8 protein-coding genes and 1 pseudogene are annotated in these 16,301 nt (G+C 38.8%); 4 read left to right on the top strand and 5 right to left on the bottom strand.

Features of this window, described 5'->3' with window-relative positions; translation table 11 throughout:
- Positions 1 to 43 precede the first annotated feature (43 nt).
- Positions 44 to 1,465 (top strand): ABC transporter substrate-binding protein, encoded by a 1,422-nt coding sequence (locus tag H6F39_RS05685; RefSeq protein ID WP_137908568.1) that lies wholly within the window; start codon positions 44 to 46, stop codon positions 1,463 to 1,465.
- A 254-nt stretch (positions 1,466 to 1,719) separates the two neighbouring features.
- Here H6F39_RS05685 and H6F39_RS05680 read toward each other — a convergent pair whose 3' ends face one another.
- Positions 1,720 to 2,448 carry a Crp/Fnr family transcriptional regulator gene (locus H6F39_RS05680; protein WP_028082691.1) on the bottom strand — a complete coding sequence of 243 codons (729 nt, stop codon included), beginning with the start codon at positions 2,446 to 2,448 and terminating at the stop codon, positions 1,720 to 1,722.
- A gap of 312 nt (positions 2,449 to 2,760) precedes the next feature.
- Between H6F39_RS05680 and H6F39_RS05675 the strand changes: the two genes are divergently transcribed.
- Complete coding sequence (locus H6F39_RS05675; RefSeq protein WP_137908569.1) at positions 2,761 to 3,636, top strand: DALR anticodon-binding domain-containing protein; 876 nt, start codon at positions 2,761 to 2,763, stop codon at positions 3,634 to 3,636.
- A gap of 143 nt (positions 3,637 to 3,779) precedes the next feature.
- On the opposite strand, the gene H6F39_RS05670 is transcribed toward H6F39_RS05675, so the two are convergent.
- From H6F39_RS05670 to H6F39_RS05660, 3 genes are all read right to left on the bottom strand, one after another.
- Positions 3,780 to 4,622, bottom strand: coding sequence for a Cof-type HAD-IIB family hydrolase (locus H6F39_RS05670; RefSeq protein ID WP_190396362.1), 843 nt, complete (start codon positions 4,620 to 4,622; stop codon positions 3,780 to 3,782).
- Positions 4,623 to 5,398: 776 nt separating this feature from the next.
- The gene (locus H6F39_RS20575; RefSeq protein WP_190396361.1) at positions 5,399 to 9,919 is read right to left on the bottom strand and encodes a calcium-binding protein; all 4,521 of its coding nucleotides are present in this window, start codon (positions 9,917 to 9,919) and stop codon (positions 5,399 to 5,401) included.
- Positions 9,920 to 9,963: 44 nt separating this feature from the next.
- The gene (locus tag H6F39_RS05660; RefSeq protein WP_190371557.1) at positions 9,964 to 10,200 is read right to left on the bottom strand and encodes a hypothetical protein; all 237 of its coding nucleotides are present in this window, start codon (positions 10,198 to 10,200) and stop codon (positions 9,964 to 9,966) included.
- A gap of 228 nt (positions 10,201 to 10,428) precedes the next feature.
- Between H6F39_RS05660 and polA the strand changes: the two genes are divergently transcribed.
- Complete coding sequence (polA, locus tag H6F39_RS05655) at positions 10,429 to 13,359, top strand: DNA polymerase I (protein WP_190396360.1); 2,931 nt, start codon at positions 10,429 to 10,431, stop codon at positions 13,357 to 13,359.
- A 360-nt stretch (positions 13,360 to 13,719) separates the two neighbouring features.
- Positions 13,720 to 15,288, top strand: a complete 1,569-nt coding sequence (locus H6F39_RS05650; RefSeq protein WP_190371574.1) for an NAD(P)H-quinone oxidoreductase subunit 4 — start codon at positions 13,720 to 13,722, stop codon at positions 15,286 to 15,288.
- Between the two features lie 482 nt (positions 15,289 to 15,770).
- On the opposite strand, the pseudogene H6F39_RS05645 reads toward H6F39_RS05650, so the two are convergent.
- A pseudogene (locus H6F39_RS05645) lies at positions 15,771 to 16,236 on the bottom strand (bile acid:sodium symporter family protein).
- Positions 16,237 to 16,301 lie beyond the last annotated feature (65 nt).

Here is a 16,301-nt window from a genome sequence, read left to right as displayed (position 1 = left end):
ACAGTTTAAATACAGTCCAGTTGACCACCATCAGAAAAAACTTATGAAATGGAAAGGCAAAATACTCCCTATTATTTTCATACCCCTACTTTTGGGGTTTGGTTATTGGTGTTTTTTCATTATTGTTACTAATCCGAAATCCTCTGATAATTTAGCAATAAATAGTGAAAATAAGCTGAATTCTCATCAATGGAAAGACCGAAATCAATCAATTGCACAACGAATTAGTTTTGGAGAAAAAATTTTAATTTCTGATGATATTTTACCAGACAAAAAAGATGCTGCTAAGGCTATTTTTGATAAAAATTATCAGCAAGCAATCACTAATTTAACATCATCTCTAAAAATCAAACCCAATGACCCAGAGGCACTGATTTATCTGCATAATGCCCGCATTGGTTCTGGTAAAAGCTATACCCTTGTTGTCTCTACACCTATTGGTAATGACCCGAATACGGCATTAGAAATATTGCGTGGTGTTGCACAAGCTCAAAATGAAATTAATACTGCTGGGGGAGTAAAGGGAGTACCGTTAAAAGTAGGTATAGCTAATGATGACGATGATCAGAAAATATGTCAACAGGTAGCCGCAGCTTTGGTAGAAAACCCCGAAGTTTTAGGAGTAATTGGACATTATAGCAGTGACGCAACATTGGCCGCCGGGAAGGTTTATGATGATGGAAAACTAGTAGCTATTTCCCCTACTAGTAGTTCTGTAAAAATTTCCAATTTTAGTCCCTACGTTTTTCGCACATTAACTAGTGATTTTGTCGCGGCCAGAGCTTTAGCTAATTATATGGTGAAAACTTTGGGGAAAAAAAATGCAGCAGTTTTTTATAATGCTCAAAGCAACTACAGTCAGTCATTAAAATCTGAGTTTGTTTCCTCTGTTTCTTTGGAGGGTGGAGAAATATCAGGTGAGTTTGATTTATCTAAGGCTGATTTTAGCCCTTCATCTAGCATCGAGAAAGCATTTAAACAAGGTGCGGAAGTTTTAATGTTAGCTCCTAATGGTGAAACCCTAGATAAAGCATTACAAGTAGTGCAAGTAAATCGAAAACGTCTGATTTTACTCGGTGGTGATGATGTTTATAGCCTCAAAACTTTAGAAATTGCCACAGAGCAAGCATTAGCCATGGTAGTGGCCGTTCCTTGGCATATTCATGGCAATCCTAATTCCCCATTTCCAGCCCAATCTAGAAAGTTATGGGGTAGTGATGTAAATTGGCGTACAGCAACCGCTTATGATGCTACAAAAGCCTTTATCGCTGCGTTAGCAACTAATCCCAGTCGTTCTGCAATTCAAAAAACACTACTTTCATCAGACTTTTCCACCAGTGGTGCTGCCGGTTCCATTCGTTTTTTACCGTCGGGAGATCGAAATACCCCAGTCCAACTAGTGAAAATTGTCCGTGGTAATCGCTCTCGGACTGGGTACGACTTTGAGCCGGTGCTGGAAAAATAGAAACACTGGGGGAAAAACCCATTATCAGCTATTGAGCATTTCAACTCTATAGGAATATTTTTGTTATTTAAACTCAATACTTGGCCAATTTTTAACTGATCAATGTTACCAATCTGCGGTGAAAATGAGGAGCAGGCTCAGGAACTAATTACCCAAAGTTGGTTTATCAAAATCCACTGATACCTGCTATTGGTGTGTCCGAGAGTGGCAAGCTCTCAGGTAACATTGATCAAGCTGCTCTTTCGAGATTTGAACTACCCATTATTAGCTGGTCTATTGATAGCATCTGCGGGTAGGCAAATTAAATTATCCCCTTGGGCCAGAATTAAGCCGCGTTGACGTAATTTACCCATTAAACGAGTGACAGTTACACGGGTTGAACCAATGGCGCTGCCAATTTGGGCATGAGTGAGGGGGAAGGGTAAGCAATAACCACGAATTACATCAGGATCAGTTTCGCTCATGGAAGGCTCGCCATATTCCTCAATCAGTAAGGTGAGAAATCCTAAGAGACGGTCAATTGTACGTCTTTGTCCTAAAGCACTTAACCAGAGTAACTTGCGCTGATGCTGATATCTAAAAGCATCCATAACTTCACGACGGAAGTGAGGCCAGTTGTCTAGATCATGCCAGTACATCCACAGTACCGCAGTTTGGTCAACGTGGGCAAAGGACTGGAGTGTAAATGGGGACTGGGCAACAATTTCAAAGGGTTGTCCTGCCCCTACAAAGCCCAAGAAGGCTTCTTCTGGAGTTCTGTTAATTCTTCTGGATGTTAACTGACTAGCGGTAGCACCCACTTGGGCAGTTCCTACCATGCGGATAGCACCCCTTTGCACTAAATAGAGCAAACCAGGTCTGGCTGGAATGCGCTCATCTTTACTGAAGGTGCGGCAGCGGTAGTGTTCTTGGGCCCAGTCAAGAATACGTTGCCAAGTTAAGAAGGGACGTGAAGCTTCGGAAAAGGAAGATTGAGATTGCATAAGTAACACAGAGCGTTTGGCTAAAAAACAAAGACGTGATCAGAACAGTGCAAGGAGTGTCTTTGTGTGAACGGGGTAGAGTTAACGCTTAATAGCGCTAGTCTTCCAATAAGATAGAAAGCAATTTAGCTCTCTATTTTTTCTTATACTTCCTACTGTACAACGAGGGTACTAAACTTTACCCATCTTTTATACATTAATTCATCAAATTTTATCCTACTCTTATTTTTATGTACATAGAGTAAACTTCTATCTGAAGGTAGATGGAACAGGATAAAATGATGCACCTCATAAATTTTTTACAAGGAATACGTGTATCCTCAACTACTTTTTAGTAAAAATCAAGCTATTAAGCAGCTAATAAGCGGTTATCTGGCCTCTTGCTTCAGTGTTTTTACCAATGATAGGGGAATTACAGGCATAGAAAGTAGAAAAGTTCCTCTCTATCAAGGAGGATATAATCAAAAAATTCTATATATCTCTGGCGTGGCCATGGGGATATCAAAATCTCAGAATTTACCCGCGATGGAAATTGCTCAGGCTATGGCTGGGCATTTATCCAGAAATAGTGATAGTTTATTTAGCGTTAAGGTAATTCCTCCTGGTTGGATTTATTTAGAACTCATTGACTCTACCTTAGCAGCTTGGTTACAAAATTTGATAGTTTTTCCAGAAAATGAAGACTTGATAAATAATTTTCTGAATTACCAATTACCAGTCACTAATCATCAATCACAAATTTCATTACATTCATTAACAATTTTTAAAATTCAATACGCCCATTCCCGCTGTTGTTCTTTATTACGATTAGCAGAGAAAGATGGATTAATTGCACTTGATAGAATAGGTACTAAAAGTTATTTTTCTGTGAAACCGATACCTTTACTTAATGGTGATCAAAAACTTCTGCTTAATCACGTTGATGAGATGTTACTGATGCACCAATTAGTAAAATTAGTAGATGATTTAGTTTGTAGTCATAGTAGTTCTCTGAACTGGGAAACAGCCGCTGGGAAGTTGAGTCAAGCTTTTGAGAAGTTCTGGGGTAGTTGTCGTATTTGGGGAGAAGTAAAAATTCAGACTCCAGAATTAGCCCAAGCTAGGTTAGGACTATTGGTAGCAACTCAGTTGGTTTTTAGATCCGTGTTAGAAGACAAGTTGGGGGTAGTTGCACCGATAGAACTCTAATTTATATTTACAAAAACTTCTCGAAAATCTATTGACAAAATACATATCTTTAACTACAATGTTAATCGTGTGAGGAGCGAACCAAAAAGGACACCGAGACGAAACACGGCCAGTCGTCGGTGTCTTTTTTGTGTTTATCCTTTCTAAGAAAGCAAGAATTTTTCTATTGCTATTGCTGCACCGTCTAATTCTATACTAGGTGCTACCCAATTAGCGATCGCTTGCACTTCTGGCGGTGCGTTACCCATGGCCACACTAATACCGGCATAACTGAGCATTTCTACATCATTGAAATTATCACCGATAGTCATGACATGATGACTTTCTAAACCTAGCATTTCTTCCGCTAGATAACGGACAGCATTACCTTTATTAACATGAGTATTCGCAGCTTCTAGAAAAGTGGGGACGGATGTTGTCATATACAAATCTGTGGGTTTGTATCTAAGGCGTAAATCAGCTAAAAGTTGTTGAGTTAAATTTGCGTCCTCAGACAAAGCTAGTATCTTAGTGGGTTCATGATCTAATAATTGACCTAAATCACCGACGGGAATAGCAGTTACACCACAACGCTGTTGATAATTATCTGTTTCTTTGGTGATTTCTCGCACATAAAGTTGGTCATTAATGTAAAAATGGACCGAAAGGAGCGATCGCAAATCCGGCTGTTCAAAGTATTCTAGTAGTTGTTGGGTAATTTCCCTAGATACAGGTAAATGACGGTGAATTTGGTCATTACCCGGATCTTGAATCCAAGCACCTTGATAGGCTATTAATGGCAGTGTAGAGCCAATTTCCCGGTGAAATCGCAAAGCTGAACAATACATCCTGCCAGTAGCGATAGCGACCTTAATTCCTTTAGCTTGTACCGCAGCAATAACTTCTTTGACGGTAACGCTGAGAGTATTAGAATGTCCGGTAATTGTCCCATCTATGTCTAGAACTAATAGTTTAATATCATTTACTCCAGCAGATGCTTTGTACATAAATTTAAGTCTTTAGCAATAATTTCAATGAAAACAGAAAACCAAACTGTACCCCGTCGTATTTTACCCATAATTGCTCAATGGTACGGAAGTTATCACAAAATTTAACAGCATAATTAAAACTTATATAAATCCAATAATACTTTTAATATTCATAACTTAGGAAAATTCAACTTTAGATTTTCTTAACAATTAATTGAGAATTATTTTTATTTAGCAACGAGCTTGCAATACTTTCGGCGATTTGCTAGAATTATTGAGAATTTCATAATTGGGCTAATATTGTCAATTTTGCACCCTGCTGAAAAGATGATCTGTAAAAGTCTTTATTTATAGTCGTTTCAGAGATCAATTTTGAAAAAAATACAAAACTTTACAAATTAGCAGTGGTTTAAAAGAGTAAATTGGGGAAAAATTATTCAGCAAATAATGTACTTTGACCATTAGAACAAATATACTATTGACAAATAGAGTAACTTATGGTATGTAAAGAGTTTTTCGTAAGCGTAACGCACCATATTATTAAACTCTATAATTAGATACGTAGGGTGTGTTAGCGACAGCGTAACGCACCATATTATCCATTTATAATTAGATACGTAGGATGTGTTAGCGACTAGTAACGCACCATATTATCAAATCGTTTAAATTGTCTAATGTGCCGTTATTAATAATTGAATCTTGATCATATCGCATCAATCACAGGATAATTTGATGATGTAGAGACGTTTCATGAAACATCTCTACAACGTCCTTCATCTACATGATACCAGAAACTACACTAAAGTAGTAGTAAAGTTACTGATTTCTAAAGTACCAGTTAAACCTGTCACCTCAATGATGGCATCCGTAGTGGCACTAAATCCTGCGGTAGCGTCATTAATAGCGACAAAAGTACGACTACCAAAGGTAAATTGAGCCGCAGAGTTAGCTGCAAACACAGTATTAGTTAACCTAGCGGTAATGCCTGCTGTATCAAGTGTTGCCACAGGTGTGGTAACATTATTGAACCCGCTGCGGGCAGTGGTAACGAGGAATAAATCATTGCCAGTAGTAGCATTGAAGTCGGTAATGACATCAAAGATACCCAAGGCGGAATTAGCTAAAGTGCGGTAGTCAAAACGGTCTACTCCCAGCCTTCCAGTTAGAGTATCTTTTCCCAGCCCTCCGGTGAGGATGTCATTACCCGCACCACCATCAAGGGTGTTATTAGCACCGTTACCAGTGATGACATTATTAGCAGCGTTACCAGTACCGTTAATCGCACCTGTTCCTGTTAATGTCAGGTTTTCAACGTTAGCAGCCAAAATAGTGTAAGTAACACTAGATTGAATGGTGTCTGTACCCTCGTTGGCATTTTCGGTAATGGTGTCAGTGGTGCTATCTACAATGTAGATATCATTACCTGTACCACCAATTAGGGTATCGTTACCAGAACCACCGTCAAGGATGTTATTACCAGCATTACCTGTGATGACGTTATTATCTGCGTTACCAGTACCATTAATTGCTGTTGTTCCTGTCAGGGTCAGGTTTTCAACGTTGGTAGCAAGAGTGTAAGTAACACTAGATTGAATGGTATCTATACCTTCGTTGGCATTTTCGGTAATAGTATCAATGGTACTATTTATAATGTAAATATCATCACCTATACCACCAATTAGGGTATCTGTACCCGCACCACCATCAAGGATGTTATTAGCAGTGTTACCTGTGATGACGTTATTAGCTGCGTTACCAGTACCGTTAATTGCTGCTGTTCCTGTCAGTGTCAGATTTTCGACGTTGGTAGCAAGAGTCAAAGTGACACTAGATTGAATAGTATCTGTACCACCGCTGGCAAGTTCTGTAATGGTATCAGTGATGCTATCAACAACGTAAATATCATCACCTAAACCACCAATTAAGGTATCATTGCCAGAACCACCATCAAGGATGTTATTAGCAGCATTACCTCTGATGACGTTATTAGCAGCGTTACCAGTACCATTAATTGCTGTTGTTCCTGTCAGGGTCAGGTTTTCAACGTTGGTAGCAAGAGTGTAAGTAACACTAGATTGAATTGTATCTGTACCCTCTTCCAGATACTCCGTAATGATGTCATTGGTATTATCAACAACGTAGTTATCATTACCTAAACCACCAATCAGCGTATCAATACCACCGCTACCGTCAAAGACATTATTGAGTTCGTTACCTGTGATGACGTTATTGAGTTCGTTACCAGTTCCGTTGGTGGCCGTTCCGGTCAGGGTCAGGTTTTCAATATTTCCAGACAAAGCATAGTTTATGCTAGTGTAAACCGTATCCATGCCTTCGTTGGCATTTTCAGTAATGATGTCATTGGTATTATCAACAACGTAGTTATCATCACCTAAACCACCAATTAAGGTATCTATACCACCGCTACCATCAAGGACATTATTGAGTTCGTTACCTGTGATGATGTTATTGAGTTCGTTACCAGTTCCGTTGGTGGCCGTTCCGGTCAGGGTCAGGTTTTCGATATTTTCAGACAAAGCATAGTCAATGATAGTGTAAACTATATCTATACCTGCGGCGACATCTTCGGTAATGCTGTCATTGCTATCATCAACATAGTAAACATCATCCCCTAAACCACCAATTAAGGTATCTGTACCTGCACTACCATCAAGGGTGTTATTACCAGCGTTACCTGTGATGACGTTATTATCTCCGTTACCAGTACCGTTAATTGCTGTTGTTCCGGTCAGGGTCAGGTTTTCGACGTTGGTAGCAAGAGTGTAAGTAACACTAGATTGAATAGTATCTATACCTTCGTTGGCATTTTCGGTAATGATTTCAGTGGCGCTATCAACAATATAGATATCATCACCTAAACCACCAATTAAGGTATCATTGCCAGCACCACCATCAAGGATGTTATTAGCAGTGTTACCTGTGATGACGTTATTAGCTGCGTTACCAGTACCGTTAATTGCTGTTGTTCCGGTCAGGGTCAGGTTTTCGAAGTTGGTAGCAAGAGTGTAAGTAACACTAGATTGAATAGTATCTATACCTTCGTTGGCATTTTCGGTAATGGTATCAGTGGTGCTATCAACAATATAGATATCATCACCTAAACCACCAATTAAGGTATCATTGCCAGCACCACCATCAAGGATGTTATTAGCAGTGTTACCTGTGATGACGTTATTAGCAGCGTTACCAGTACCGTTAATTGCTGCTGTTCCTGTCAGTGTCAGATTTTCGACGTTGGTAGCAAGAGTCAAAGTGACACTAGATTGAGTAGTATCTGTACCACCGCTGGCAAGTTCTGTAATGGTGTCAGTGGTGCTATCTACAATGTAGATATCATTACCTGTACCACCAATTAGGGCATCGTTACCAGCACCACCATCAAGGGTATCGTTACCAGCCGCACCATTGAGGGTATTATTAGCACTGTTACCTGTAATGACGTTATTAGCTGCGTTACCAGTACCGTTAATTACTGCTGTTCCTGTTAGGGTCAGGTTTTCGATGTTCGTCCTGGCAGCAATAGAGTAGGTGACACTGGATTGAATAGTATCTATACCCTCGTTGGCATTTTCGGTAATGATGTCAGTGGTGCTATCAATAATGTAGATATCATCACCTGTACCACCAATTAGGGCATCTGTACCAGCACCACCATCAAGGGTATCGTTACCAGCCGCAGCATTGAGGGTATTATTAGCACTGTTACCTGTAATGACGTTATTAGCTGCGTTACCAGTACCGTTAATTACTGCTGTTCCTGTTAGGGTCAGGTTTTCGATGTTCGTCCTGGCAGCAATAGAGTAGGTGACACTGGATTGAATAGTATCTATACCCTCGTTGGCATTTTCGGTAATGATGTCAGTGGTGCTATCAATAATGTAGATATCATCACCTGTACCACCAATTAGGGTATCTGTACCTGCACCACCATCAAGGGTATCGTTACCAGCACCACCATTGAGGGTATTATTAGCACTGTTACCCATAATGACGTTATTGAGTTCGTTACCCGTACCGTTAATGGCTGTTGTTCCTGTCAGAGTTAGGTTTTCAACGTTGGTAGCAAGAGTTAAGGTGACACTAGATTGAATGGTATCTGTACCCTCGTTGGCATTTTCGGTAATGATGTCAGTGATGCTGTCAACAATGTAGATATCATCACCTATACCACCAATTAGGGCATCATTACCAGCACCACCAAATATGGTATTATTACCAGCGTTACCAGTAATGACGTTATTGAGTTCGTTACCTGTACCGTTAATTGCTGCTGTTCCCGTTAGAGTTAGATTTTCAACGTTGGTAGCAAGAGTCAAAGTGACACTAGATTGAATAGTATCTGTACCCTCATTGACATTTTCGGTAATGATGTCAGTGGTGCTATCAACAATGTAGATATCATCACCTAAACCACCAATTAAGGTATCTGTACCAGCACCACCATTGAGGGTGTCATTACCAGCACCACCGTTGAGGGTATTATTAGCAATGTTACCTGTAATGACGTTATTGAGTTCGTTACCAATACCGTTAATTACTGCTGTTCCCGTTAAGGTCAGATTTTCGACGTTGGTAGCAAGAGTTAAGGTGACACTAGATTGAATAGTATCTGTACCCTCGTTGACATTTTCGGTAATGGTGTCAGTGGTGCTATCTACAATGTAAATATCATCACCTGTACCACCAATTAGGGTATCTGTACCTGCACCACCATCAAGGGTATCATTACCCGCACCACCGTTGAGGGTGTCATTACCAGCACCACCACTGAGGGTGTTATTACTATCATCACCATTGATGATGCTCTCCAGGGTTTCAATTGAGATAGACCAACCACCGGCAACATTTCCCACATCACCACCGAGATCATCGAATATGTAGAGCCGCCACTCACCGTTGGGGTTAGTACCGTTAAAGACAGAAAAGTCTGCATTGTGAGATCCACCGGGGGCAGGAGAGGGAAAAGAGTCAGAGTCACCAACATTAGTTGGCCGATAAGTACCACTGCTAATGCCTGCTTCAGAAGTGGCAGTGGCATCAAAAGTCAAAGTAACGTTGACTAAACCGCTACTGCCCCCTACATCAGACATCAGGATGCTGTTCGCGCCCGTTGGACTTACTAAAAGCACATCAATGTCACCCGAATAAGTATGGTTGAGGTTGGTCAGGGTGACTGTTAGCTTAGTCAAATTACCACTTGTTCCGGAAACATTGATAATTGAAGGATAAGGATTACTTGTCCCGTAGTTTGGAATAGAGATGAAGTTAGTGTTACTGAAAGTTGAAGTTGGCATGGAGATAAACCTGTGTATTGTGAATGGTTATTTTCTGAAAATTATCATACCTGCGACATAGTTTTGTACTGACTTTGTACTGACTTTGTAATCGCTTGGATAGCAATAGGATTTAAATATCTATCTAAAGATAGATGACAAATCAGCCTTTCTTGCTCGGCTTGATTGTTGATAGTGACAAGATTTCCCCCTAAACTCTGTGCCTGTGCTTGAGCTTGTTGCCATGCTACAGCGGTAGTGAGGCGATAAATAGACCCGTTATACTCGTATAAATTTACCATGACTATGTATTAATTCAGTAGTTTATTTCCTTTACCGTACCATCCCTACTACTGACTTGAATATCTATCTTTAGATAGATTTTTATTGATTTAAAATTTGTTATCATAGAGGTGACGAGGAAGAACTATCATCAATTTTCTGTTGTTCTGCGGTCAACTTTCTTATTCCCGTGCCTGAATGGCATGAGAAATGCTATATAATAGTTTTCTGATTTGGTTAAGCAGCAGTTGACTTTTAATTCTCCAATTATCAACAAGCCCACATTCATCCTCATAGATGGACATTCTCTGGCTTTTCGTTCCTACTTCGCTTTTGCTAAAGGTAAAGATGGAGGACTGCGCACAAAAGCGGGTATTCCTACCAGTGTTTGTTTTGGTTTTTTTAAATCTTTATTAGAGGTTCTAAACACAGAACAACCGCAGGCCTTAGCGGTAGCCTTTGATTTGGCTTTACCTACCTTCCGTCATGAAGCAGAGGATACATATAAAGCTGGACGGGCAGAAACACCAGCAGACTTTATTCCCGATTTAGAAAATCTTTATGAGTTACTGCAAGGCTTAAATTTACCTATACTTACTGCACCGGGTTATGAAGCGGATGATGTATTGGGAACATTAGCAGAAAAAGCCGCAGCCGCAGGATATCGAGTGAAGATACTTTCCGGGGATAGGGATTTATTTCAATTAATTGATGCTGATAAAGAAATTACCATTTTAAATTTTACTCCAGAAGCATTAAAACGTTCTACAAATAGTATTAGGGAATTTAGGGCTGAAGAAGTCAAAGAGAAATTAGGGGTATTACCTACACAAATTGTTGATTTTAAAGCTCTATGTGGTGATAAATCAGATAATATTCCAGGAGTGAAAGGAATTGGTGAAAAAACAGCAGTACAATTACTAAATACTTATAATTCCCTTGAGGAAATTTACGCCGCTTTAGATAATATTAAAGGTGCAACTCAGAAAAAACTAGCTGCTGGTAAAGAAGACGCAGAAAAATCTCGCTATTTAGCTAAAATAGTCTGTAATGTTCCTTTAGAAATTAACTTAGAAGATTGTCTATTAACTGGTTTTGACCATAACCGACTTATCCCGATTTTAGAGAAATTAGAATTTAAGAAGTTTTTAGATCAAATTCATGATTTACAGCAAAAATTTGGGGGACAGGAAAAATTTGCAGGAAAAGTTGAAATTTTAGAAAACCAGGTATCTGAAGTCATAGAAACCGATGATGATATCTGGTTTTTTGGTGCTGAAGATACAGTAAAAGCCAAAAAACAAACATCTGCAAATATTCAACCGCGCATTATTGATACAGAAGCTAAATTAATGGAATTGGTAGAAATTTTAAGAAAATTTACTAATCCAGAAATACCCGTTACTTGGGATACAGAAACTACCGCATTAGAACCACGAGATGCAGATTTAGTGGGAATTGGTTGTTGCTGGGGAAGAGAAGTAAATGAACTCGCTTATATTCCTATTGGTCATAAAATTGGGAATAACTTAAATCGAGATTTAGTATTAGCAACACTGCGGCCGATTTTAGAAAGTCCTGATTATCCTAAAGCTTTACAAAATGCTAAATTTGATCGTTTGATTCTGCGGTGTCAGGGACAAGGAATTGAACTAGCTGGGGTGGTATTTGATACGATGTTAGCGAGTTATGTAATTAATCCAGATAGTAGTCATAATTTAACTGACTTATCTTGGCGATATTTAGGATTAACTGCGACCAGTTATGGAGATCTAGTTCCCAAAGGGAAAACTATCGCTGATATGAGTATTTCTGCTGTTGCTGATTATTGTGGTATGGATGTTTATTCTACATTTAAATTAGTCCCAAAATTAAAAGAAAAATTAATAGAAACTCCAGCTTTATATCAACTTTTTAAGCAAGTTGAACAACCATTAGAAGCAGTTTTAGCAGAAGTTGAATATACAGGAGTTAGGATTAATTCAGCCTATCTCCAAGAACTTTCACAGCAATTAGAGACAGAATTAGCAAAGTTAGAAATTACAGCTATTGAAATTGCAGGAGAAAAATTTAATTTAGGTTCTCCCAAACAATTAAGTCAGATTCTATTTGAGAAATTAGGTTTAAGTACCAAATATTCTCGCAAGATTCAAACTGGTTATTCTACCGACGCAGCAACTTTAGAAAAACTCCAAGAAGTTGATAATACGGGATTTGTAAAAGCGATAATTGAATATCGAACATTAGCAAAATTAAAGTCTACCTATGTAGATGCTTTACCAGCTTTAGTTCATCCTCAAAGCCAAAGATTACATACTGATTTTAATCAAACTGCAACTTCCACGGGTAGATTATCTTCTTCTCATCCAAACTTACAAAATATCCCCATTCGCACTGCTTTTAGTAGACAAATTAGAAAAGCATTTTTACCGGAATCAGGTTGGTTAATGGTAGCTGCTGATTATTCCCAAATTGAGTTAAGAATTTTAGCTCATTTGAGTCAAGAACCTGTACTAATTCAAGCATATCAGCAAAATGAAGATATTCATACTGTAACAGCAAAATTAGTATTTGAGAAAGAAAATATTTCCGCAGATGAAAGACGTTTTGCGAAGACGATTAATTTTGGTGTAATTTATGGCATGGGAGCGCAAAAATTTGCCCGCGAAACCGGAATAAATCAAGTAGATGCAAAATTATTTATTGAGAGATTTAATCAAAGATATGGTCATGTTTTTGCGTATTTAGATAAAGTTAAAAAAGAAGCCGTTGCTTATGGTTATGTAGAAACAATTCTAGGGAGAAGACGTTATTTTGAATTTACTAATAATAGTTTGCAACAGTTAAAAGGCAGTAAATTAGAAGATATTAATTTACAAAAATTAAAGAATTTAGATCCATACAATGCTGGGTTACTGCGTGCTGCTGCTAACGCACCAATTCAAGGTTCTAGTGCGGATATTATCAAAATAGCAATGGTGCAATTACATGAGGTTTTAAAAAAATATCAGGCCCGGATGTTGTTGCAAGTTCATGATGAATTAGTTTTTGAAATTCCTCCCCAAGAATGGGAAGAATTGCGACCACAAATTAAGTCGGTCATGGAAAATGCTGTTTCTTTATCTGTTCCCTTGGTTGTTGATATTCATGCTGGGGATAATTGGATGGAAACGAAGTAAAATATTCTAATACGGGGTCATCTAAAAGGTATATTTTTGATATAAGTAGGTGAACGGAAAAAAACCGACATAAGTAACGAAAAGTAAAGTTGCCCAAAACCTGTTCCCTGTTCCCTATTCCCTGTTCCCTGTTCCTTTATCATAACGACAATTTTTAACGCCAACCTACTTAGCTGGGAGTATTCCCAGGAACATTTACCACCCCTAACTGTCAAAAAAGACTGTTGAGTAAAAAAATGGAGATTGCCAATTTAATTAAATCAACCTAACAATGAAGCGGAAATCGCCAAAAAGCTGTTAATTAATAACTAGTGACTTTTTGCCAAACATGATTTTAATTGCAGATTGATTGTGATGAATATAGCTAATTTTCCGTGGCTGACGACGATTATTTTATTCCCCATAGCCGCATCACTACTACTTCCTATCATCCCAGATAAAGACGGCAAAACGGTGCGCTGGTATTCCCTGATTGTGGGGCTGATAGATTTTGTACTGATTGTCTGCGCTTTTTATACTGGGTACGATTTCTCTAATCCCAATTTGCAATTGGTAGAGAGTTATCCCTGGGTGCCGCAATTGGGGTTAAATTGGTCTGTAGGGGCTGATGGCTTGTCTATGCCTCTAATTCTCTTAACGGGATTTATTACCACCCTGGCGATTTTAGCAGCTTGGCCTGTGACACTCAAGCCAAAATTATTTTTCTTTTTGATTTTGGCTATGTATGGCGGTCAAATTGCTGTTTTCGCAGTCCAGGATATGCTGTTATTCTTCCTGGTCTGGGAATTGGAACTTGTACCAATATACTTCTTGCTGTCAATTTGGGGAGGTAAAAAGCGCCAATACGCAGCAACTAAATTTATTCTATACACTGCTGGTGGGTCTCTGTTTATTTTGTTGTCTTCCTTGACAATGGGATTTTATGGTGATACAGTCACCTTCGATATGTCCGCGATCGCGTTGAAAGATTTTAGCTTAAATTTACAACTTCTACTATACGCTGGCTTTCTCATTGCCTACGCTGTGAAGTTGCCCATCATTCCCCTGCATACTTGGCTACCAGATGCCCATGGTGAGGCTACAGCACCAGTACATATGCTACTTGCGGGTATTTTGCTAAAAATGGGTGGTTATGCCCTAATTCGCATGAATGCCCAAATGCTACCTGATGCTCATGCTTATGTTGCACCGGCTTTAGTGGTTTTAGGAGTAGTAAATATCATCTATGCTGCTTTAACGTCCTTTGCTCAAAGGAACTTAAAACGGAAAATTGCCTACTCTTCAATTTCCCACATGGGTTTTGTTCTCATTGGTATTGCCTCTTTTACCGATTTGGGTTTGAGTGGGGCAGTTCTACAAATGGTTTCTCACGGCTTAATTGGGGCAAGTTTGTTCTTTTTAGTCGGTGCAACTTATGATCGTACACATACTTTAATGTTAGATGAAATGGGTGGTGTGGGTAAAAGAATGCGGAAGATTTTCGCTATGTTTACCACCTGTTCCATGGCATCTTTAGCATTACCAGGAATGAGCGGTTTTGTAGCGGAATTAATGGTATTTGTGGGCTTCGCAACTAGCGATGCTTATAACCCAACATTCAAAGTTATTGTCATTTTCTTGATGGCTGTTGGTGTAATTTTAACACCAATTTATCTACTTTCAATGTTGCGCGAAATTTTCTACGGACAAGAAAACGAGGAGTTAGTTTCTCACCAAGCTTTAATAGATGCTGAACCCCGCGAGGTCTTTATCATTGCTTGTTTGTTGATTCCTATTATTGGTATTGGTTTCTATCCCAAGTTGTTAACTCAAATGTACGACGCTACAACTGTACAATTGACAGCTAGATTACGTGATTCTGTTCCTACTTTGACAGCAGAAAAAGCTGTGCAAAATGTTTCTTTGATTGCGCCGATAATTGGTAATTAATTTGTAATTACAGCTATAATTTACAATTAGGGTGGGTTTGATACCTGCCCTTTTTTTTGTTTCCTAGGAAGTCCCAAAGGAGTAGAAACCCAAAGATTTTTGTTGTGTCCGATCTGATGCCATAAACATAACTTACAATTAACACAGAAGAGCGATATTTATCAGCGATATTTATACAGCAAGTAGCTTTGAGTGAGGTACAACTTATGCGGGCAAGATGCCCGCACCACAAGAGTTTTATCATTAATATCTGTAATTGATAATACCAGTAACTGCTGTAATATACGGCGATTTTGCTAGTAAATGAACCACTTTTTTTGTTTTGCACAATCTCTCTTAGACATACCGAATCGTAGGCGCAAAGGAAGAAGTTAGTCAAAGTGTGATTTAAATCGATGAAAAACTTCTGTAATTAACCTATACTAATCAAAATTTTTTACTTATGCTTTGTTCGCTGCTTAATTTGAGTTGCACAGAAATTGTTAAATAGGGTTTTTGGCGGCCAGTTTTCTACCGTAGTTAATAGCAATTAAACCTGTAACATTCATAAACAAGCTGTAAATGGCCGCAGGTACTGCCATATCAGGATTATTGAGTAAACCGGCAGTAATGGCGATCGCTAGTGTGCCATTTTGAATCCCAACTTCAATGGCAATGCAGATTTGCTGATTTTGCTAGAAATGTGATTATATTTGAGGATACCCCACCTGGACACAATGCAATGATCATTAATCCCATGGCGATCGCTGGTTCCATGGGTACAATTTTAGCAATAATAAAGCCAATAATAGGTAAAAAAATCAACTGACTAATTAAGCCAATGGCCACAGCTTTAGGATATTTTGTTACTCGCAGGAAATCTTCTGGTAGTAAAGATAATCCCATACCTAGCATAATGATAGCTAAAGCTAGAGGTAAAATAACGGCGGTTAAAAAGCTTGCTTGCATAATTAATTTTGTCGAAATTACAACCAAGCATCATATTAGACTATTTATCCAGACATTGATCTTCT

Origin of the sequence: Dolichospermum sp. FACHB-1250, assembly GCF_014696335.1 — a bacterium.
Lineage (GTDB): Bacteria > Cyanobacteriota > Cyanobacteriia > Cyanobacteriales > Nostocaceae > Dolichospermum > Dolichospermum planctonicum.
This window is presented reverse-complemented; position numbering and strand designations above follow the sequence as displayed.